This is a genomic window from Plantactinospora sp. BC1 (assembly GCF_003030345.1).
Classification (GTDB): Bacteria; Actinomycetota; Actinomycetes; order Mycobacteriales; family Micromonosporaceae; genus Plantactinospora.
In genome coordinates, this window is sequence record NZ_CP028158.1 from 647,948 (window position 1) to 668,306 (window position 20,359).

Here is a 20,359-nt window from a genome sequence, read left to right on the forward strand (position 1 = left end):
ACCGAGGGATCAACCGGGTACGGGTCGACCGGTCGGGTGGCCGACCGGGCGTACCCGGTCGTACAGCTCGACATAGCGTTGCGCCATCGTCGCCGGGGTGAACCTGCGGCTGGCCTCCCGGCGGCAGTCCCGCTCGTCCAGCCGGCCGACCTCCCGCACCAGGTCGGCGAGGCCCTCCTCGTCCTCGGCGAGCAGTCCGGTCCGGCCGTGCTCGATCAGCTCCGGCAGGCAGCCCCGGCCGATCGCCAGCACCGGGGTGCCGAGGGCCAGCGACTCGATCACCGCCGTCCCGCCGGGCTCCTCCCAGCAGAGCGGGAAGAGGCTGGCCCGGGCCGCCGCCACCAGCTCGTCCCGGGCGCCGCCGGCCACCATCCCCACCCAGCGCACCCGGTCGCCGTCCACCAGCGGGGCGACCTGCTCCCGCCAATACCGTACGTCCGGATTCTGGTCCGCCTCCGGCCCGGCGGCGGCCAGCTCCTCCGGACGCAGGTACGGCCCGACCGGTCCGGCCAGCACCAGGTCGAACCCGGCCTGGTGGGCCAGTCGGGCCCCCACGTGCTGCCCCTTGCCCGGCGTGATCCGGCCGAGGATCACCAGGTGGTCGGACTTCTCCACCGGCGGCCGTCGGTCGGCCGCCACCGCCAGCGGGGTGGCCAGGTGCACGTGCCCGACCGCGTGGTCGCGCAGCGCCTGCGGGGCCCGGGCGAGCTGCGCCGCCGAAACCCCGTTCACCCGTACCCGGTCACCGCCGTCCAGATATCCGTAGAGGTCCGGATGCTTGCCGAGGTCCCAGTGCAGGGTGTGCAGCGCGGGCCCGCTCCCCGGACCCATCGCGGTCAGCACGGCCAGCCCGACCGCCTCCACGTGGTCGTGCACCAGGTCGATGTCGTCCCGCTCGCGCAGGGCCCGGACCACCCCGTTCAGGTGCGCGTGCGAGATCCCGCAGACCTGGTTGTACGGCCGTTGCAGCGCCCCGAACTGGCCGTCCGGAAAGACCGACAGCAGTTCGTCGACCGGCAGCGTGGCGTCGGCGGTCGAGGCGAGCACCACCCGTACGCCGAGCCGGCGCAGCTCCGGCACCAGCGTGGCGACGACGTTCTCGATCCCGCCGTACCCGGGCGGCGGCACCGGGAGCCACGGGCCGGCGTTCATCAGCACGGTCAGGCCCATCCGTCCTCCCCGGCCGCACCGCCGTACCCGGTCACACCGCCGTACCCGGTCACACCGCCGCCCCCCGGGACGACGGCCGCAGTTCCACCAGCGGCGGGCGCTCCCGGACCGAGACGTCGCTGATCACGATCTCCCGATCGAGGTTGGGCAGCGCGCTGCTGCCGTCCCGGCGGAACTGCACCAGCAGGTTCCCCGGCGGCGCGCTCTCCTCGACCAGGCCCCGCCGGCAGAGCCGCTGCCACACGGTGTGCATGATCTGCCCGGACATCCGGCCGAGCGCCTCGGTGTCCTGGTGCCGGTGCAGGCGTTCGCCGAGGTCGACCTGGGCCAGGGCGTCCAGGCCGCACATCTCCAGCAGGTCGATCAGCATCGCCGTCTCGACGCCGTAACCGGAGACGAAGGGCACCCGTTCGAGTACGTCCCGACGGCCGGCGTACTCCCCGGCGAGCGGCTGGACGAAGCCGGCCAGTTCCGGCCAGAAGAGGTTGAACAGCGGTCGGGCCACCAGCTCGGTCACCCGGCCGCCGCCCTCCGCCTCGACGCCGCTGGTGCCGACCAGCGGGCGGTGGTAGAAGCCCTTGACGAACGCGACCGACGGGTCGGTGAGCAGCGGGCCGAGCAGCCCGGTGACGAAGTGCGGCTGGAACTCCCGCAGGTCGGCGTCGACGAAGGCGACCAGGTCCCCGGTCGACGCGGCCAGCCCGGCCCAGAGGGCGTCCCCCTTGCCGTCCAGCCGGGGCAGCCCCCGGGTCATCTCGTCCTGGCTGACCACCCGGGCCCCGGCCGCCGCCGCCACGACGGCGGTCCGGTCGTTGGACCGGGAGTCGACCACCACGACCTCGTCGACGAGGTCGATCTGCTCGACCAGGCAGGCCCGGATCGCCGCCACGATCGCGCCGACGGTGGCCTCCTCGTCCCGGGCCGGGATCACCACACTGACCGTGCGGGTCCCCTTCAGGTATGCGAGCTGTCGCGGCGTCCACTGGTCGGCCACCCCGGTACGGTGGGTGGACCACGCCTCCAGCGCCGGTGACACGGGTGTACGCGAGCGCCGCACGGCGACCTCCCCCACTGCCTCGACCGGCGCCCGTCCAGGCCCCGGTGCAGCCCTCCAGCCTTCCCCGCCGGCCCCGGATCAACCGTCCCGGCACCCGCCCGACGGCACCCCGGGGACGGGTCGCCGGACGGCGCTCACAATCCGCCCATCCGGGCACACCCGGGCGGTACGGACATCCGGCCGCCGACCCGGCGGAGAGCGGACCCGGCACCGGCCGGGCGGGCCGCACTTTGCCGGAGAGTTCGCGTACCGTTGCCCGTCATGGGTGTGTCGCAACGGTTGAAGACCAGGGTCCGGCGTTTCCTCCAGCGTCCGGGCACCACAGTTGATCTGGCGCCGCTGGAGAAGCTGCTGCCCACGATCGAGGCGCGGGAGGAGGACCTCACCGAGCTCAGCGACGAGGAACTCACCGAGGCCGCCGGTAGGGCCGAGGACTTCGTCGAGATCTGCGCGGTGGGCCGCGAGGCCGCCCGGCGCGGGCTCGACCAGCGGCCGTACGACGTCCAGCTGCTCGGCGCCATGTCGCTGCTGGCCGGCAAGGTCGCCGAGATGGCCACCGGTGAAGGCAAGACGCTGACCGCGACGATCGCCGCGTACGGGCACGTCCGGCGGGGCAACGGGCCGGTGCACGTGCTCACCGTCAACGACTACCTGGCCCGCCGGGACGCCGAGTGGATGGAGCCGGTCTACCGGCTGCTCGGGCTGAGCGTCGGCTGGGTGACCGAGGCGTCCACCCGGGAGGACCGCCAGGCGGCGTACGCCTGCGACGTCACCTACGTCTCGGTCAGCGAGGCCGGCTTCGACTTCCTCCGCGACCAGCTCGTCACCGACATCGACGACCGGGTGCAGCCGCCGCTGACCACCGCGATCGTGGACGAGGCCGACTCCATCCTGATCGACGAGGCCCGGGTGCCGATGGTGCTGGCCGGCGCGGTGCCGGGCGAGCAGGACCCGGTGCACCAGGCCGCTGCGGTGGTCCGTGGGCTGCGGGCCGGGCGGCACTACACGGTCGCCGACGACGGCCGCAGCGTCGCCTTCACCGACGCCGGGCTGGCCGAGGTCGAGTCCCGGCTCGGCGGCGTCGACCTCTACGACGACGAGCACGTCGAGCAGCTCTCCGCGGTCAACGTCGCGCTGCACGCGCACGCGCTGCTGCACCGGGACGTCGACTACATCGTCCGCAACGACGGGGTCGAGCTGATCGACGAGATGCGCGGCCGGGTCGCCCAGCGCCGCCGCTGGCCGGACGGGCTCCAGGCCGCCGTCGAGGCGAAGGAGGGGCTCGACGCCACCGCCGAGGGTGAGGTGCTCGGCACCATCACCGTGCAGGCATACGTCGCGCTCTACAAGACCGTCTGCGGGATGACCGCCACGGCGGTGCTGGTCGGCGACCAGTTGCGGGAGTTCTTCTCGCTGGAGGTCGCGGTGATCCCGCCGAACACCCCCTGCGTCCGGATCGACGACCCGGACCGGATCTACGCCACCCGGGGTGAGAAGGAAGAGGCGCTGATCCAGGAGATCCAGGAGCAGCACGAGACCGGCCGCCCGGTGCTGATCGGCACCCTGGACGTGCAGGAGTCGGAGCGGCTCGCCGAGGCGCTGCGCGAGGCCGGGGTGCCGTGCACGGTGCTGAACGCCAAGAACGACGCCGAGGAGGCGGCGATCATCGCCGAGGCCGGCAAGTACGGCGCGGTGACCGTCTCCACCCAGATGGCCGGCCGGGGTGTCGACATCCGGCTCGGCGGCAGCGACCAGGCCGACCGGGACCGGGTCGCCGAACTCGGCGGCCTCTTCGTGATCGGCAGTGGCCGGCACGACAGCCGGCGGGTCGACGACCAGCTCCGGGGGCGGGCCGGCCGGCAGGGCGACCCGGGCCGCTCGGTCTTCTTCGTCAGCCTTGAGGACAACCTCGTCGTCCGGCACGCCCCGGACGCGATCCCGCCGTCGCCGCGGATGAACGCCGACGGTCTGGTCACCGACGAGCAGGTCGACTTCGCCGTCGAGCACGCCCAGCGGATCGCCGAGGGCGTCAACCACGAGATCCACCGCAACACCTGGCGCTACAGCGTGGTGATCGAGCAGCAGCGCAAGGCGCTGGCCGAGCGCCGGGAGCGACTGCTCACCACCGAGGTGGCGGCGCAGATGCTGACCGAGCGCTTCCCGGAGCGGGCCAAGGAGATGGACGAGGAACTCCTCTCCCGGGTCGGCCGGTCGATCGCGCTCTACCACCTCGACCGGCTCTGGGCGCAGCACCTGGCCGAACTCTCCGAGGTGCGCGAGGGCGTACACCTGCGGGCGCTCGGCCGGCTCGATCCGCTCGACGAGTTCCACCGCTCGGCGGTGCCGGCGTTCAACGCGCTAGTACCGGAGATCGAGACCCGTACGGTGGAGACCTTCGAGGAGAACGAGTTCGACGACGACTGGCAGCCGGGCGAGGGTGAGCTGGCTCGACCCAGCGCCACCTGGACCTATCTGGTGCACGACAACCCGTTCGGCTCGGAACTCGACCGGCTGATCGCCGCCGTCGGTCGCCGGCTCAGCTCCAGCCCGCGCTGACCCGTCACCCACCCGCAGATCCCGGGGTTGATCGTCGGAAGCCTGACGGCAACCCCGGGGCGGGTGGGATCGTTCTCTTCCTGGAACGGGTGGTTTGTCCACCCGGCGCTCGGGTAGTAGCGCAGGTCCGTACCGGCGCGGGATCGGTGACGGCGGGGGAGAGGCGACCATGAGACAGGCGACGGTGCGAACCGGACGTACCGCGGGGGGCGCGGTGGTGGCGGGGGTTCCGGAACGGTGCTGAGGCTGAGGACGACGACGGAGCCGTCGACCGAAGCCCCGGGCGTGCTGGAGACCGCCGCCCTGCTCCGCGAAGTGACTGCCGGACTGATCGCGAGCGACGACTTCGACGCCGCGCTGGACCGGCTGGTACGTACCGTCCGGGACGCCATCCCAGCGGTGAGCTGGTGCGGCGTCACTGTGTTGCGGGCCGGAGCGCCCGCCTCGGTCGCGGCCTCGGAGCCCCGACTCGGCGACCTCGACGACGTCCGGCACGGCTCGGACGGTCCGGCGATGACGGCGATCCGCTCCCGGGAGATGGTCTGGTCGGCGGACCTGCGTACCGAGACCCGGTGGCGGCCGTGGACCGGCCGGGCGCTGGCGCTGGGCGTACGCGGGGTGCTCGCCGTACCGGTCGACGTCGACGAGCACGTGGTCGGGTCGATCAACCTGTACGCCCGCGAGCCCGGCGTGCTGACCGCCAGTCAACAGCTCACCGCGATGCTGCTCGCCGAACACGTCGGGTTGCTGCTCGGCGCGGTGCGGGACCGGTCCCGGCAGACCGAGCTCGCCGACGCGGCCGACGACACGCTCTCGGCCGGTCAGGTCATCGACCAGGCGGTGGGGGTTATCATGACCCAACGTGGCTGTCCGGCCACGGAGGCGCTACGGGTGTTGCGGTCCGCCTCGGCGGCGCTGGCCATTCCGTTGCGGGACGTGGCCGAGCGGCTGGTCACCTCGGTGGCCCGTCGTCGCGACAACTGACCCTCCGCCGTGGTGCGCGCGATGCGGCGTCGTTTCGGCGGGGTGGCCCGGGGGTAGCACGCTGAGGGCTGGTCGACGAGCGAGCCGGGAGGCGCCACCATGCAGAGCCGCCTACGGGTGCACGGTCATCCGATCCAGCCGATGCTGGTGACCTTTCCGTTCGGCCTGTTCGTCTGCGCCACGGTCTTCGACCTGGCCGACGTGGTCGGCGGCCCGGCGATCCTCGGGCTGGTCGGCTACTGGACGGCGGTGGCGGCGCTGGTCGCGGGCGGTCTCGCCACGGCGGCCGGCATGATCGATCTCTGGGACGTGCCCGGTGATCCGACCCGGCGCACCGCTATCACCTTCAACCTGGTGAACGCCGCCGTGGCGGTGCTCTTCGTCTTCGCCTGCCTGATCAGGTCCGGCGTGCCGGAGCACGGGGCGAACGCCGGCCTGGTCGCGGTCGAGCTGCTCGGCCTGCTGGTGGGCGCGGTCGGGGTACGGCTCGGCGGCAGCCTGGTGCGGCAGTTCGACCAGGGGCGTACCGAGCCGACGAGCTTCGACGGGTTCGGCCCGCCGGCCAGTTCGGTCGCCGGGGGCTTCGGCCGACGTCGCGGCGGCTGACCGACCGGCACCCGGCAGCGGCCGGCACCCGGCAGCGTCGTCAGGGGTGTGCGGTCGTCAGGGGTGTGCGGTCGTCAGGGGTGCGCGGTCGCCCGGTGCTCGGCGAGCAGGTCGGCACCGAAGTCGCCGCGTGGGCGGCGGAGCACGCTGTGCGCGTGGTTGCCGTCCTCACTGGTGTTGTCGTACTCGATGAGCAGGTCCTCGCCCTGGATGCGGTAGTAGTGTCGCCCGCCCGGCCTGGTCGGACCCTCCCAGGCGAAGTAGAGGTCGCCCCGGGCGACCCGGGCCGCCTCCTGGCGGGCCAGCTCGGGCGGGAGCCGGTCGAGATAGAGCGCGACGAGCTGGTCGAGCAGTGCCCGGCCGGTCGGCCCGAGTCCACCGGCCCGGAGCCCGGCCGGTTCGATCCGGCTGTCGAACCGTGCCCGGGTGCCACTGCGGATGTCGGCCGGTGCCTGGTCGGCGACGATCGCCGCGCCGCGCCCGTCCGGGCCGATCGCGTCGAGCAGGGCGCGGGCGAGATCCTCCTCGGGCCCGAGGGGTCGGCTGACCGGGCGGCCGGCGTAGCTCACCGTCGCCGGGTTGGCGCCGAGGAAGAGCGGGGCGGGGGAGACCCGGTCACCGGCGACGGTCATCGTGACCGAGAGGTGGTGTCCCTCGAACCGCCAGGACCACTGGTCCTCCCGGGCCGGGTCGCCGAAGACCACGATCCGGTAGTCGTCGCTGTGCCGGCCCCGCCGCCACTCCTCCTGCCGGTCGAGCACCTCCTCCAGGGCCATCACGGCGGTCGCCTGCGCGTACGCGTGCGGGCTCAGCGCGGTGGCCAGCAGCCGGTGGGTCGCCTTGCGGCCGGTCCGGTCGAGGTCGGCGAGGCAGGCGCCCGGTCGGGGCAGCGGCCGGTACTCGATCCAGCGCCGGCCGGCCTCGTCGCCGAACGGACGGGTGGCCAGCGCCCGGGCCGGACCCGGTAGCGCGTCCAGCAGTGCGGTGGCCGCCGTCCGCATCTGCCCGGCCAGGTTGGTGTTGCGCATTCCCCCTGTATACCGGCTGTGCCGGCACTCCTGACGACCAGGCTCTCGGCCGTGCGGTCGGGCCCTCTGACGGGCCGTGCGGTCGGGCCCTCCGGTGGGCGTGTGGTCGGTGGCGGTCGGCATGGGACCGGCGTGCGGCCGGCCGGTGCCGGGCGGTACCTGCCGGTGTGCGGTCGCGCCGGTCTGCTCACCCGGCCCACCGGTGTCTGTCCGGGTCGGACGGTCTCCTCCGGCCTGCCCGGGTTTCCGGCGGAACCGGTTGATGCCTTGTGGAGCGTGCCTGGTCGGAGGATGATCGAAAGAAGTTCCTTGATCGTCAATAATGTGACTGGGATCACATCGACGTCCACCATCTCCAGGTAAGGTCTGGTCAATCGTTAACCCCTTTCGAAGGGTGCCGCCAGATGTTCAGACTCTCCCCACAAGGGCCGCGGCGACTCCGGATCGTCGGGCTCGCCGCTCTCTCCTTCCTGGTGGTGACCGTTGCCGTCGCTCCGGCAGGCAATGCCCAACCGATGGCCGCGACGGACCGGACCACAACGGACGTCGCCGCTCCGCCGGGCGTGGACGAGATCTCCAGCAGCCCGAACCTCCGCCAGATCGCCAACGTCCCCAAGCAGGGCAGCTTCGCCACCGAGGCCGCCCTCGACTCGGACCTCGCCTTCCAGGGCCGGTACGTCTTCGCCGGCAACTACGAGGGCTTCGTCATCTACGACGTCAAGAACCCCGCCCGGCCCACCATCGTCTCCCAGGTGGAGTGCTCGGGCTCGCAGAACGACATCTCGGTCTACGGCGACCTGCTCTTCCTCTCCACCGACGACCCGCGCAGTGACGACTCGTGCGACAGCACGAGCGTGCCGCGCACCGAGACGGTCTGGGAGGGCATCAAGGTCTTCGACATCAAGGACAAGCGCAACCCGCGCTACGTCAAGTCGGTGAAGACCGCCTGCGGCTCGCACACCCACACCCTGGTGCCGAGCAAGGACAAGAAGTCGGTCTACCTCTACGTGGCCTCGTACGGACCGTCGGACACCTACGCCGGCTGCGCGACGCCGCACGACTCGATCTCGATCGTCAAGGTACCGCTGAAGAAGCCGACCCAGGCCGCCGTGGTGGCGGTGCCGAACCTCTTCCCGGACGGCGGCAACCCCGGTGGCAACGGCAGCTCGACCACGAGCGGCTGCCACGACATCACCGTCTACCCGAGCAAGGACCTGGCCGCCGGCGCCTGCATGGGTGACGGCATCCTGCTGAACATCGCCAACCGCGAGGCGCCCCGGGTGATCAACCGGGTACGCGACACGGTGAACTTCTCGTTCTGGCACTCGGCGACGTTCAACAACTCCGGTACCAAGGTCGTCTTCACCGACGAACTCGGCGGCGGCGGCGCCGCGACCTGCGTCGAGACCGTCGAGCCGACCCGGGGCGCCAACGCCATCTACGACATCGCCGGTCGGGGCGACGGCCGCAACCTGGTCTTCCGGAGCTACTACAAGATCCCCCGGCTGAACACCACGCTGGAGAACTGCGTCGCGCACAACGGGTCGCTGATCCCCGTGCTCGGCCGGGACATCATGGTCCAGGCGTGGTACCAGGGCGGCATCTCGGTCTTCGACTTCACCGACTCGGCCCGCCCGGTCGAGATCGCCTACTGGGAGCGGGGTCCACTCTCGACGGAGCGCCGGATCACCGGCGGATCGTGGTCGGCGTACTGGTACAACGGCCACATCTACTCCAACGACATCCAGAAGGGCCTGGACGTCCTGGAGCTGCGGGACTGGCGGATCTGGACGGCGCACCTGACCCGGTTCAAGGAGCTGAACGTGCAGACCCAGCCCAGCTACCTGGGCAGCAACTGGTAGCCACAGCCGTACGCACCGGGCGGCCCGGTCCCCGCGAGCGGGGACCGGGCCGTTCCCGTGATAACTTGCCCGACCTGTGGGAGGGGAGGGCCGGTGCGGGACGGCATCTACGTCGGCCAGGCGGAGATCGACGGCGCGGAGAACGGCGGCTGGCTGCTCGGCCACTTCATGCCGCCCGGCGTGGACGTGCGGCACAGCGCCGAGGTGGAGGTCAAGTGGGGGGTGCACCCGGCCGGTGACACCCGGGCCGAGTGGGTGACCGGAGAACGGCGTACCGCCCTGCTGGTGCTGGTCTCCGGTCGGTTCCACGTCGAGCTGCGGGACCGTACCGTCGTGCTGACCAGACCGGGTGACTACGTCGTCTGGGGACCCGGGGTCGACCACTCCTGGCTGGCTCCGGAACCGGCGGTGGTGCTCACGGTCCGCTGGCCGTCGGTGGCCGGCTACAAGGTCGCGGCGAGCTGAATCCGCCGCTCGGGTCGGCCGTACCCGGCGGCGGGGAGGCGGCCGGCGGGGTCCGGGAAACGGTACCGGGTCCCCGTGCCCGGGGGACCGACCGCCGCGACGGGGGCACGCGGGGCCGGTTCCTGGGCACGGGGACGTCCTCGGTGCCGGTCAGCCGAGTGTGCAGCTGACCGCCGGGGCCGGATTGCTGCCTGTCCAACTGCCGACGAAGCCGAACGTGGCCGTACCGCCGGGCGCGAGCGAGCCGTTCCAGCCGACGTTCCGGGCGGTCACCGTGCCGCCGCTCTGCGACACGGTGGCGTTCCAGGCCTGACTGACCTGTTGACCGGCAGCGAAGGCCAGCTCGGCCGTCCAGGACCGGCCCGCCGTGGTGCCGTTGTTGGCAACCGTCACCTCACCCTGGAAGCCGCCCTGCCACTGCCCGATGCTGCGGTAGGTCGCCGTACAGCCGCCGGCCGGTGGTGCGGTGGTGGCGGTCGGCGGCGGGGTCGGGGTCCGGGTCGGCGGTGGGGTCGGGGTACGGGTCGGCGGCGGGGTGGGCGTGACGCCGTCCAGCACCGCCGCCAGCGCCGGATACCACCGGTCGGACATCTTCTGGTCCCCGGCGGCGTTGGGGTGCACCCCGTCGTAGGTGTCGCTGCCCGTGCTGAAGCCGGTCCACTGGTCGACCACCACGATCGGCGATCCGGCGGTGCTCTTCGACGCCGCCCAGCCCGGAATGGCGTCGTTGAGCGCCACCACCCGCTGGCCACACTCGGCGCAGGTGCTCGGCGCCATCGGGATGATCTTCGCGACCAGGATCTTCATCGCCGGGTTGCTGGCCCGCATCTGGTCCACCAGCTTCCCGTACGCGGCGAGGATGGTCGAGGTGGCCCGGTTGCTCCAGACGTCGTTGGTGCCGAAGTGCATCAGTACGACGTCCGGGCGGGTGGCGGCGAGCCACGGCGGCAACTGGTTCTGGTCGGCCACGGTGGTCACCAGGGCGCCGCCGTGCCCCTCGTTCTCCCCGTCGTACGGCTGTCCGCAGCCCTGCGGGCCGAGCGTGCCGACGAAGTCGATGTCGGTGTACCCGGTGTCCTGCAACCGGTTCCAGAGGATGGAGCGCCAACAGCCCGGGGAACCGGTGATCGAGTCGCCGAGCGGCATGATGCGCACGGGTGCCGGTGCCTCCGCCGGTAGCGCGGGTCTGGCCACGACGACCGTGCCGAGCGCGACGGCGAGCGCGGCGAGCACGATGCTGAGCAGGGGCCTGCGGAGCATGGTTGTCTCCTGTCACGGTGTTAGGGGTGGAACGTGCCCGGCCCTGTGCGCCCGAGATATTCAAGCAGGTAACTGGATCAGAACTCAACCGGTACCGTCCGCCTACGGTCCGTGTCGTCTGCCTGCCGGCCGTTACGCCGACGGTGAACGGGTCTCCGTCAGCCTGTCGCCGGGGGCGAGGATGGACCGGTGACAGAGCACGACGTGGCGGTACGCCGGCTCGACCTCGGCTACTTCGTCCGGTCGGCGGCGGAGGCGGGCGAGCCGCACCCCCGGGTCGAGCCGGCGTACGGCTACCTGGTCCGGCGCCCGGAGGGGTTGCTGCTCTTCGACACCGGCATCGGCGAGCTCGACCCGGAGACGGAGGCGCGCTACCGGCCGGTCCGCCGGCCGGTGCTCGCGGCCCTGGCCGCCGCCGGGATCGGCCTCGACGAGATTGCGCTGGTGGTCAACTGCCACCTGCACTTCGACCACTGTGGTGGCAACCCGGCCCTGGCCGGCCGGCGGATCGTGGTGCAGCGGGCCGAGCTGGCCGTGGCCCGACAGCCCGGTCACACCATCCCCGAACTGGTCGACTTCCCGGGTGCCCGCTACGAGGAGCTGGACGGCGAGGCCGAGATCTGGCCGGAGGTGTGGATCCTGCCCACCCCGGGGCACACCGTCGGGCACCAGTCGCTGGTGGTACGCCAACCGGACGGCACCCTCGTCCTCGCCGGGCAGGCGCACGACTTCGCCTTCCAGTTCGGCTCGGCCCAGCTCGCCCTGCGGGCGGCCCGGGACGGGGTGGCGGAACCGCTGCCGCCGGTGCCGGGGTGGCTGCCCCGGCTGATGGACCTCGACCCGGCCCGGGTGCTCTTCGCGCACGACGGCGCGGTCTGGGAACCGACCTCCGACGAGTGGCGGCGGGCGTGACGACACGGGAGGGGTGGCCGAATGTCCGATGACACCAGGGTGGCGGCGCTGCGCGAGGCCGAGCGGCGGCTCCAGGCGGCCCAGCTCGCCTCGGACGTCGCCGAGCTGGACCGACTGCTCGACGAACGACTCGTCTTCACCGGCCCGGACGGCAACCACTACGGCAAGCAGGACGACCTGCGGGTGCACCGCACCGGGGAGCAGGTCCTGACCGAGGTCCGCGAGGAGGAGTTGACCGTCCTGGTCAGCGGCGACACCGGGGTCAGCTGGTTTCTCGGCACCCTGGCCGGGACGATGGCCGGCACGCCGTTCACGGCACGGGTGCGGTACACGCGCACCTGGATCCATGTCGACGGTGGCGGGTGGCGACTGCTGGCGGCACACGTCAGCGCCGTATGACCACCTCCGGTGCGCGGCGCCAGGGTCACCCGATGGTGATCTTTCCGGTCGACGACGTCACCCCCGCCGCCGAGCCGCTGCCCACCCGGCCGCTCGGGGAGCTGTTCGGCGACGCGATCGTCGTCGGCGGAGACCCGACGCTGCCGGTGCTGGTGCCGGACGGCGTTCATCCGCTGCTCGGCGCCGTGGCGCGGGCGTTCGCCGACCACCGTCCGCTGGTGCTCTCGCCGGACGCGGTGTGGCTGACCATCGCGCAGGGCGTCGCCCAGCACGTCCGGCTGCACGCGGAGGAGTTGCGGCCCCGACTGGTACGCCACTCCGGGCGCAAGCGGCTGGAGGTCGTCGTCGACGGCACGATGCCGGAGAACGCGGAGGCCTGGCGGGACATGGTGGAGCTGTTCGGCAAGCTGCTCCGGGCCGAGAGCGCCGGGGCGGACCTCTTCGAGTGCGACTTCTCCACCAGTACCGAGGTCGAGCGGGTCGCCGGGCGGATCGTCATGCTCGACGCGTACTCGCCGTACTTCGCGATCTGGATGGTCTTCGTCTGCGGGATCCCGTCGATCACCCTGACCGGCACGGTCGAGGACTGGCGGCGGATCCGGGACCGGGTGGACGCCCTCGCGGATCTGGGGCTCACGACCTGGCACCGCTCGCTCGCACCGATCCTCGACCAGTTCGTCCGGGCCGCCTCCGGCGACGTCGACACCGCCTTCTGGCAGCGCATCTACAGCCCCGTCGACGCGTACGGCGGTGAGGTGGTCACCGGTTGGGTGGCGCGGCTGTATCCGTACCTCAGCGGGAACGCCGTCGCCGACGAGCCGAACCCGCTGCTGGAGCTGCCGATCGGCGAGCCTCGCGACGTCACCGTCGCGCACGGTTTCTATCACGGTCCCGGCATCCGGACCGACCGGGTGCCGGGCACCCTGTCCCGGGTGGTCATCAACGTCAACGACCGGGTCGGCGGCGACAACCGGGCGCTGGCCCTGCACGGCGGCCTGGCGGCCGTGGCACAGGACGACGGGGGTGCGCTGCGCCCCGTCGCCGGCTGGTATCTGGGGCGGGCGAGCGTCGCGATCGACGACGTGCTCGACCGGATCGTCCGCGACCACCAGACCACACCGCCGCAGCCCGATCACCCCATGCACACGCACACCGACGGCGATCTCGTCGCGATCTATCGACGGATCGGTTCGGCGACCCTCTTCGACGGTGGGTGGCGGCTGCTGCCGGCCGCCGAACAGGACTGGATCTTCGACGGCGTCGGCGACCTGGGGATCGCGGTGATCGGCGAACTCGCCGACGGCCGGAGCCTCTGCGCCGCCGCCGACTTCACGGCCCAGACGACACACTGGGTCGTCTGCCGCGTCGAGCGGGGTGCGGCCGACCGGCCGGGCTCACCCGGACCGCTGCGCCTGGTGGACCGGCTCGCCGAGGTGCCGGTGTACGGCAGCTCGCTGGCCCTGCTGCTCGACGCCGCGCTCGACTCCGGCGGCGACATCAGGCACCTCGAGACCGGTCGACTCGACGCCCTGGCCGGGGCGGCAGCCCAGCAGCACCCGCCGGTGGACGGACGCGATCCGGGCGTGGCCTGAGGGTGGACCGGTCCGCCGGACCTCCCGGTCGTACCCTTGGCGGTCGTGGAGCGTTGCGACGAGTGCGGGTTCGACTATTCCTCCGTCCCGGCCGAGGCGCTGCCCGACCGGCTCTGCGGATTCGGGTCACGGTATTCCACCGGGCTGCGCGCGGCCCGGGACCCGCGGCGGCGCCCGGCCGAACGGGTGTGGTCGCCGCTGGAGTACGCCTGCCACGTGCGGGACGTCTTCCGGGTCCAGGGGGAGCGGCTCGCCCTGGCGCTGGCCGTCGACGAACCGGAGTTCACCCCGATGGGCCGGGACGAGCGGGCGGTCGCGGACGCCTACAACGAGCAGGATCCGGTGGTGGTGCTCGGCGAACTCGACGCGGCGGCCGGGGAACTGGCGACCGCCTTCGGTCGGCTCGGCCCGGCGGAACTCGCCAGGACCGGCAGCTATCCGTGGCCGCAGCGGCAGGTCCGGACGATGTTGTGGCTGGGCCGGCACAGCGTGCACGAGGGGGAGCACCACCTGCTCGACATCGGTCGCGGCGCCGGGTAGCCCGTAGCCAGCTTCGGCTCGGGCCGGATCGGGGCGGGTCGGTCGTCGCTGCGGTCGGCGGGTCAGCGGCGACCGTTGAGCGAGTCGAGGAAGCGTTCCTCGAACGCGGCCCGGTCCGCCTCGAAGGCGGCCCGGACCCGGGCGCCGTACCGGTCGACGACCGTACGCCCGGACTGCTCGCCGGCCTGCACGACCGAGATCGGCACCGTACGCCGGGCGGTGACGATGTCGTCGTGCACCAGCCAGACGGCGGCGAGCGCGTCCCACCAGTACATGATGCCGAGGTCGATCAGGGCCGCCAGGTCGGGCTGGCTGACGATCCGGTACGCGATCCGCGCCCCCGGTGCGGTCTGCTCGGCGCCGAGCCGGGCGACGAAGTCGGGGGTGATCGGCACGAACCGGGTGGCGTCGAGCGGCACCAGGTGTACGGTGCCGGGCCGGGCCCGGAGCAGCATCCGCCGCGCCGAGGGCGGATCCATCCACATGTTGAATTCCTGCGAGTTGTCGAATCCGGGCAGCGCCGAGCCGTACAGGTTGCCGGGCACGGCCAGCGCGCCGCCCATCACGTAGATCCGGGCCACCCGGTCGCGCACCCCGGGGGAGGCGAGCGCGTCGGCGAGGTTGGTCATCGGGCCGGTGGCGAGCAGGACGACGTCCCGGGGTGCCGTCCGGGCGGCTCTTCCGATGAGCTGGGCGGCGCCGAGTGGTGACGGCGGCACCGGATGGTCGGCGTCGTCGAGCGCGCCGGTGAGTACCGTCTCGATGGTGTCGACCAGCTCCGGCGGGGCGGGGTTCACCCCGGCTCCGGTGGCACCGTCGGCGACGGGTACCCGGGGCAGGCCGCACTGCTCCAGTACGCTCCGCGCGTGGGTCAGCGCCCGGCCTGGTGCGCCGAAGCCGTTGTTGGCCACGGTGACCGCCCGCAGGTCGATCCGGCCGAGCTTGTGCTCCTCGCAGAGCAGCGCGAGCGTCGACGCGTCGTCGAAGTCCATGTCGCTGTCGTAGATGACCGGCACCGGCCCGCCGGCCGGCCGCCCGGACCCGGACGGCGCGGCGGAGGCTGGCCCGGGCCACTGCCCGGCGAGTACGACCCCGACGGCCAGCATCGCCGCCACGGTCCGACGCGGTAGCACCCGCACTGTCGACACCTCCCCGTTTCGACCACTGACTCGAAGATAGACGGTGATCGACGGCGCCGGGTGCCGTGCCGACCTCGGGCCGCAGGTGAACGGTCGAGTCTCCGGCCGGTTGCCGACACAAGATCAATAGCTTAATGCGCGATGTGCGTTGTTGCCAAACTTTTGCAACTCTGCCACCGTGATCAGCCGAGGGTGCCGGTGAGCCGGTCACCCCCGCGTCCATGTCCGACCTCCGTGGGAGACCTCCGTGATCCGGATCCGTCCGACCGTCCGCCGATTCGTGGCGGTGGCCGCCGCCGGTGGCCTGCTCGCCGTCGCGTCCTGCTCGTCATCGACGGCACCCGGGGCGTCCACGGCCGCCGGTGACACCTTCGTGGTCGCCACCGGTGGCGAGCCGGACACGCTGAACCCGGTGCTCAACTACGGTGTCGACGGAGCATCGCTGATCTTCGACGGCCTGGTCGCCCGGGACGCGCAGAACCGGCTGGTGCCGGGCCTCGCCACCGAACTGCCGACGGTCTCCACGGACGGCCGGACCGTGACGGCCAAGCTCCGCGACGGGGTGCTCTTCCACGACGGTACGGCGCTGACCGCCGCCGACGTCGTCTTCACCTACCGGACCGTGCTGGACCCGAAGGTCGACTCCACGCTCCGATCCGACCTGGAGATGCTGGCCTCGGTCGAGGCGCCGGACCCGGCCACCGTGGTGTTCCGGCTCAAATACGCGTACGCGCCGTTCCTGCAACGGCTCACCCTCGGCATCGTGCCGGCCAAGGCACTGGACGGGCAGGACGTCAACAAGGCCGGGTTCAACCGCAAGCCGGTCGGCACCGGCCCGTACCAGGTGGAGTCCTGGACCCCCGGCGACCGGCTGGTCCTCACCGCCAACGACCGCTACTTCGCCGGGAAGCCGACGAACCGGCGCCTGGTGGTGGCGTTCGTCGCCGACGACAACATCCGGGCCCAGCGGATGCGGGCCGGCGAGTTCGACGTCGCCGAACTGGCCCCGAAGCTCGCGGCCGGCTTCGACGGCGGCGCCGGCTACCGGGTCGAGCGGGTGCCGACCGCCGACTACCGGGGCGTGATGCTGCCGATGGGCAACCCGGTCACCGCCGACCCGGCGATCCGGCGGGCGCTCAACCTCGCCGTCGACCGGGCCGCCATGGTCACCGGGGTACTCGGCGGGGCCGGCGAACCGGCCCACGGACCGGTCCCGCCCACGTCGGAGTTTGCCGAACCGGCCGTCGTCGGCAAGCCGACCGCCGACCCGGCCGCCGCCACCGCGCTGCTCGACGCCGCCGGCTGGACGCCCGGTGCGGGCGGCATCCGGGCCAGGGACGGCCGCCCGGCCCGGTTCACCCTGATGTACCCGGCCAGCGACAGCCTCCGCAAGGAACTGGCGCTGGCGGTGACCGCCGACGCCAGGAAGGTCGGCATCGAGATCACGCCTGCGGGCCTGACCTGGGACGCGATCGACCCACGGCTCAACTCCGACGCGCTGATCATGGGCTACGGCACCCCGTACGACCCGGACTTCGTCTCCTACAAGCTGTTCGGGTCCCGCTTCGCCGGGCAGGGCTACTTCAACCCCGGACATTACAAGTCGACAGTGGTCGACCAGGCGTTGCAGCAGGGCCGCGACCAGTCCGACCCGGCCCGGCGCAAGCAGGCGTACTCGACGTTCCAGAAGCAGCTCGCCGCCGACGTGCCGTGGGTCTACCTCACCTACCTCAAGCACACCTACGTGCTGCGGGACTCGATCGACGGGGTGTCGCCCCGGGTCGAGGCGCACGAGCACGACGTGGCGAACAGCCTCTGGTGGAACATCAACACCTGGACCCGCCGGTGACCCGACCAGCAACGGCGGTCAGGCGTCGGGGCCGGCTCGCCGGAGCGGGCGCGGTGGTACGCCGTCGGCTGCTGGTCGCCGTACCGGTGCTCGTCGCCACCAGCATGGGCATGTTCGCCCTCGGCGCGGCCTCCCCGGTCGACCCGGCGAAGCAGTACGCCGGAGCGGCGGCGTTCACCACCAGCGAGGAGAACCTGGCGCAGATCCGGGCCAACTGGGGCGTCGACGACCCGCTGCCGGTGCAGTACCTGCGCTGGGTCGGCAACCTGCTCCGCGGCGACCTCGGCTGGTCGACGAGTCGACACGAGGCGGTCGGCTCGGTCATCGCGGCCCGGGCCGGCTGGACGCTGTTGCTGGTCGGTGCCGCGCTCGCCGTCGTACTCGTGGCGAGCCTGCTGCTCGGGTCGCTGGCCGCGTACCGCCGGGGTGGGCTCTTCGACCGTGGCCTCCGGGCGGCGGCGTTCGCGGTCCAGTCGATGCCGGTCTTCTGGCTCGGGCTGGCCGCCATCGCGCTCTTCGCCCTCGCCCTGGGTTGGCTGCCGGCCGGCGGGCTGACCGACGTCACCGCGACCGGCACCTCGTGGGGCGACGTCGCCCACCACCTCGTGCTGCCGATCGGGGTCCTCGCGGTCTCCCAGGCCCCGTGGTTCGTGCTCTTCGTCCGGGACGCGGTCGCCGACAGCCTCCGCGACGACCACGTCCTCGCCGCCCGGGCCCGGGGACTGCCCGGCCGCACGGTGCTGTTCGGGCACGCGCTGCGTACCGCGCTGCTGCCGTTCCTCACCCTGGTCGGCACCCACCTGCCCGAACTCGTCGGCGGTGCGGTGCTGGTCGAGACCGTCTTCTCGCTGCCCGGACTCGGCGCGGTCACCGTGCAGGCCGCGCTGGGCAGCGACTTTCCGCTGCTCGCCGCGATCACCCTGCTGACCACCGCCGTGGTGCTGACCGCCAACCTCGCCACCGACCTCGGCTACGCCGCCGCCGATCCCCGGGTGCGCCTCGATGACTGACCTGACCCGTACCCGTGTCGGGTCCGCCGGCTGGCGGCCCCGCTTCCGGCTGCGTCCCGGCCAGGCCGGTGCGGTCGTGGCCGGCGCGGTGCTGTCGGTCGCGGTCGTCGCCTGTCTGGCCGCGCCGCTGCTCTGGCCGCTCGACCAGAGCGCGGTCGCCCTGGACCGGATCCGGCTGGCCCCGTCCTGGGACCATCCCGCCGGCACCGACGACCTCGGCCGGGACGTCGCGCACCGGGCCCTCTACGGGCTGCGGGTCTCGCTGCTCGTCGGCGCGGTCGCCGCGCTGGTCGCCACCGTGATCGGCGGCATCGTCGGCGGGATCGCCGGCACCGTCGGCGGCCGGGTCGACCGGGTACTGATGCGGATCGTGGACACCGTCGCCGCCCTGCCGCACCTGCTGCTCGGCATCTTCATCGTCGCGATGCTCCGCCCCAGCCTCGGCGCGGTGATCGCCTCGATCGGGCTCACCCACTGGCTATCCACCGCCCGGATCGTCCGGTCGGAGCTGCTGAGCCTGCGGACCCGGCCCTTCGTCGACGCGGCGATCACCGGGGGCGCGAGCCGGCTCCGGGTGCTGACCCGGCACCTGCTGCCGCACGTGCTGCCCCGGCTGGCCCTGGCCATCACGCTGATGATCCCGCACGCCGTCTGGCACGAGACCGCGCTCTCCTTCCTCGGGCTCGGCCTGCCGCCGCACCTCGCCTCGCTCGGCAACATGATCAACGACGGCCAGGGGTCGCTGCTGGCCGGCGCCTGGTGGGCCAGCCTCGCCCCGGGAGCGGTCATCGTCGTGGTCACCCTGGCCATCGCCGTGGTCGCCGCCCGCTGGCGGGACCGGCTCGATCCCCGCGTCCGAGCGGAGCTACAGCTGTGAAGAGCACCCCATCCGGTACCAGCACCATCGCCACCGCCGCTGCCAGTGCCGGTGTCGGTGCCGGCGGTCCGGTGCGCGCCGGTGCCGCTGAGCCGGTGCTCACCGTCGACGGGCTCACCGTCCGGTTCCGGCTCCGGGACGCGACCGTGCACGCCGTCAGCGACCTCGCCCTCACCGTCCACCCGGGGGAGCTGCTGGCCGTCGTCGGCGAGTCCGGCTGCGGCAAGTCGGTCCTCGCGCACGCCCTGCTCGGGCTGCTGCCCCGCAACGCCACCGTCACCGGCTCCGCCCGGCTGCACCAGCCGGGCGGCGGGCAGCTCGACCTGATCACCTGCGGTGAACGGGTACTCGCCGGCTCGGTCCGGGGCCGGCGGGTCGGTCTGGTACCGCAGAGCCCGGCCACCGCGCTCAACCCGGTGCGTACCGGCCGTCGCCTGATCGAGGAGACCCTGCGGGCACACCGGCACAGCCGCGCCGAAGCCGTCGCCGGGGCGGAACGCGCCGCCACCGAGGTCGGCCTCGACGTCGCCGACCTGGACCGCTATCCGCACGAACTCTCCGGCGGGATGGCACAGCGGCTCGTCACCGCGCTCGCCCTCGCCCCGGACCCGACCCTGCTGATCGCCGACGAACCCACCAGCGGGCTGGACCAGCCCCTGGTCGAGCAGACCCTCGACCTGCTCCGCCGCAGGTGCGACAGCGGAAAGTCGGTCGTGCTGATCACCCACGACCTCGCCGCCGCCGAACGGGTCGCCGACACCGTCGCCGTGATGTACGCCAGCCGGGTCGTCGAGCACCAACCCGCCGGGCGGTACTTCACCGCGCCCGCCCACCCGTACGCCGCCGCCCTGCTCGACGCGCTGCCGGGCCGCGCCTTCCGGGCCGTACCGGGGCACCCGCCGATGCTCACCGCGCTGCCGGAGGGCTGCGCCTTCGCCGCCCGCTGCCCGTACGCCACCGACGCCTGCCGGCGGCAACCGCCGTTGGCGGCGTACGACGCGGGCGCGGTCGCCTGCCACCACCCGCTCTCCGCCGGAGTTCCGTCGTGACCGC

General features: G+C 72.8%; 18 protein-coding genes. 13 read left to right on the plus strand and 5 right to left on the minus strand.

The window, feature by feature from the left end; genetic code table 11:
• Positions 1-9: 9 nt before the first annotated feature.
• Positions 10-1,170 (minus strand): glycosyltransferase, encoded by a 1,161-nt coding sequence (locus tag C6361_RS02585; RefSeq protein ID WP_107266634.1) that lies wholly within the window; start codon positions 1,168-1,170, stop codon positions 10-12.
• 49 nt (positions 1,171-1,219) lie between these two features.
• Positions 1,220-2,227: a glucosyl-3-phosphoglycerate synthase gene (locus C6361_RS02590; protein WP_107270685.1), complete on the minus strand. Its 1,008-nt coding sequence runs from the start codon at positions 2,225-2,227 to the stop codon at positions 1,220-1,222.
• Positions 2,228-2,488: 261 nt separating this feature from the next.
• Here C6361_RS02590 and secA2 point away from each other — a divergent pair, with 261 nt between their 5' ends.
• From secA2 to C6361_RS02605, 3 genes are all read left to right on the plus strand, one after another.
• Entirely contained in the window at positions 2,489-4,783 is a 2,295-nt protein-coding gene (gene secA2, locus C6361_RS02595; protein WP_107266635.1) for an accessory Sec system translocase SecA2, read from the plus strand.
• A gap of 246 nt (positions 4,784-5,029) precedes the next feature.
• Complete coding sequence (locus C6361_RS02600) at positions 5,030-5,767, plus strand: GAF and ANTAR domain-containing protein (RefSeq protein WP_107264089.1); 738 nt, start codon at positions 5,030-5,032, stop codon at positions 5,765-5,767.
• Between the two features lie 99 nt (positions 5,768-5,866).
• Positions 5,867-6,373 (plus strand): DUF2231 domain-containing protein, encoded by a 507-nt coding sequence (locus C6361_RS02605; protein ID WP_107259240.1) that lies wholly within the window; start codon positions 5,867-5,869, stop codon positions 6,371-6,373.
• Between the two features lie 74 nt (positions 6,374-6,447).
• Here the strand turns inward: C6361_RS02605 and C6361_RS02610 are convergent, their stop codons facing one another.
• The gene (locus tag C6361_RS02610) at positions 6,448-7,401 is read right to left on the minus strand and encodes a DUF3500 domain-containing protein (RefSeq protein ID WP_107259239.1); all 954 of its coding nucleotides are present in this window, start codon (positions 7,399-7,401) and stop codon (positions 6,448-6,450) included.
• A gap of 404 nt (positions 7,402-7,805) precedes the next feature.
• Here C6361_RS02610 and C6361_RS02615 point away from each other — a divergent pair, with 404 nt between their 5' ends.
• Positions 7,806-9,263 carry a hypothetical protein gene (locus C6361_RS02615; protein ID WP_199853213.1) on the plus strand — a complete coding sequence of 486 codons (1,458 nt, stop codon included), beginning with the start codon at positions 7,806-7,808 and terminating at the stop codon, positions 9,261-9,263.
• Positions 9,264-9,356: 93 nt separating this feature from the next.
• Positions 9,357-9,728, plus strand: a complete 372-nt coding sequence (locus tag C6361_RS02620) for a signal peptidase I (protein WP_107259237.1) — start codon at positions 9,357-9,359, stop codon at positions 9,726-9,728.
• A 150-nt stretch (positions 9,729-9,878) separates the two neighbouring features.
• Here C6361_RS02620 and C6361_RS02625 read toward each other — a convergent pair whose 3' ends face one another.
• Complete coding sequence (locus C6361_RS02625) at positions 9,879-10,988, minus strand: cellulose binding domain-containing protein (RefSeq protein ID WP_107266636.1); 1,110 nt, start codon at positions 10,986-10,988, stop codon at positions 9,879-9,881.
• Between the two features lie 189 nt (positions 10,989-11,177).
• Here C6361_RS02625 and C6361_RS02630 point away from each other — a divergent pair, with 189 nt between their 5' ends.
• The 4 genes from C6361_RS02630 to C6361_RS02645 are packed head-to-tail and all read left to right on the plus strand — an operon-like array spanning position 11,178 to position 14,431.
• Positions 11,178-11,900 (plus strand): MBL fold metallo-hydrolase, encoded by a 723-nt coding sequence (locus tag C6361_RS02630; protein ID WP_234359286.1) that lies wholly within the window; start codon positions 11,178-11,180, stop codon positions 11,898-11,900.
• A 21-nt stretch (positions 11,901-11,921) separates the two neighbouring features.
• Positions 11,922-12,299: a nuclear transport factor 2 family protein gene (locus C6361_RS02635; RefSeq protein WP_107266638.1), complete on the plus strand. Its 378-nt coding sequence runs from the start codon at positions 11,922-11,924 to the stop codon at positions 12,297-12,299.
• 32 nt (positions 12,300-12,331) lie between these two features.
• Positions 12,332-13,891, plus strand: coding sequence for a DUF4419 domain-containing protein (locus C6361_RS02640; protein WP_159079148.1), 1,560 nt, complete (start codon positions 12,332-12,334; stop codon positions 13,889-13,891).
• Between the two features lie 45 nt (positions 13,892-13,936).
• On the plus strand, positions 13,937-14,431 hold the full coding sequence (locus tag C6361_RS02645; protein WP_159079149.1) for a DinB family protein: 495 nt from the start codon (positions 13,937-13,939) through the stop codon (positions 14,429-14,431).
• A 62-nt stretch (positions 14,432-14,493) separates the two neighbouring features.
• Here the strand turns inward: C6361_RS02645 and C6361_RS02650 are convergent, their stop codons facing one another.
• Positions 14,494-15,570, minus strand: coding sequence for a nucleoside hydrolase (locus tag C6361_RS02650; RefSeq protein ID WP_199853214.1), 1,077 nt, complete (start codon positions 15,568-15,570; stop codon positions 14,494-14,496).
• Between the two features lie 247 nt (positions 15,571-15,817).
• Here C6361_RS02650 and C6361_RS02655 point away from each other — a divergent pair, with 247 nt between their 5' ends.
• The 4 genes from C6361_RS02655 to C6361_RS02670 are packed head-to-tail and all read left to right on the plus strand — an operon-like array spanning position 15,818 to position 20,355.
• Positions 15,818-17,419, plus strand: coding sequence for an ABC transporter substrate-binding protein (locus C6361_RS02655; protein ID WP_234359287.1), 1,602 nt, complete (start codon positions 15,818-15,820; stop codon positions 17,417-17,419).
• Positions 17,389-18,429 carry an ABC transporter permease gene (locus C6361_RS02660; protein WP_234359288.1) on the plus strand — a complete coding sequence of 347 codons (1,041 nt, stop codon included), beginning with the start codon at positions 17,389-17,391 and terminating at the stop codon, positions 18,427-18,429. The genes C6361_RS02655 and C6361_RS02660 overlap by 31 nt, the downstream gene beginning before the upstream one ends.
• Positions 18,422-19,306 (plus strand): ABC transporter permease, encoded by an 885-nt coding sequence (locus C6361_RS02665; RefSeq protein ID WP_107266641.1) that lies wholly within the window; start codon positions 18,422-18,424, stop codon positions 19,304-19,306. The genes C6361_RS02660 and C6361_RS02665 overlap by 8 nt, the downstream gene beginning before the upstream one ends.
• Positions 19,303-20,355: an ABC transporter ATP-binding protein gene (locus tag C6361_RS02670; protein WP_234359289.1), complete on the plus strand. Its 1,053-nt coding sequence runs from the start codon at positions 19,303-19,305 to the stop codon at positions 20,353-20,355. Before C6361_RS02665 ends, C6361_RS02670 begins: the two co-directional genes overlap by 4 nt.
• Positions 20,356-20,359 lie beyond the last annotated feature (4 nt).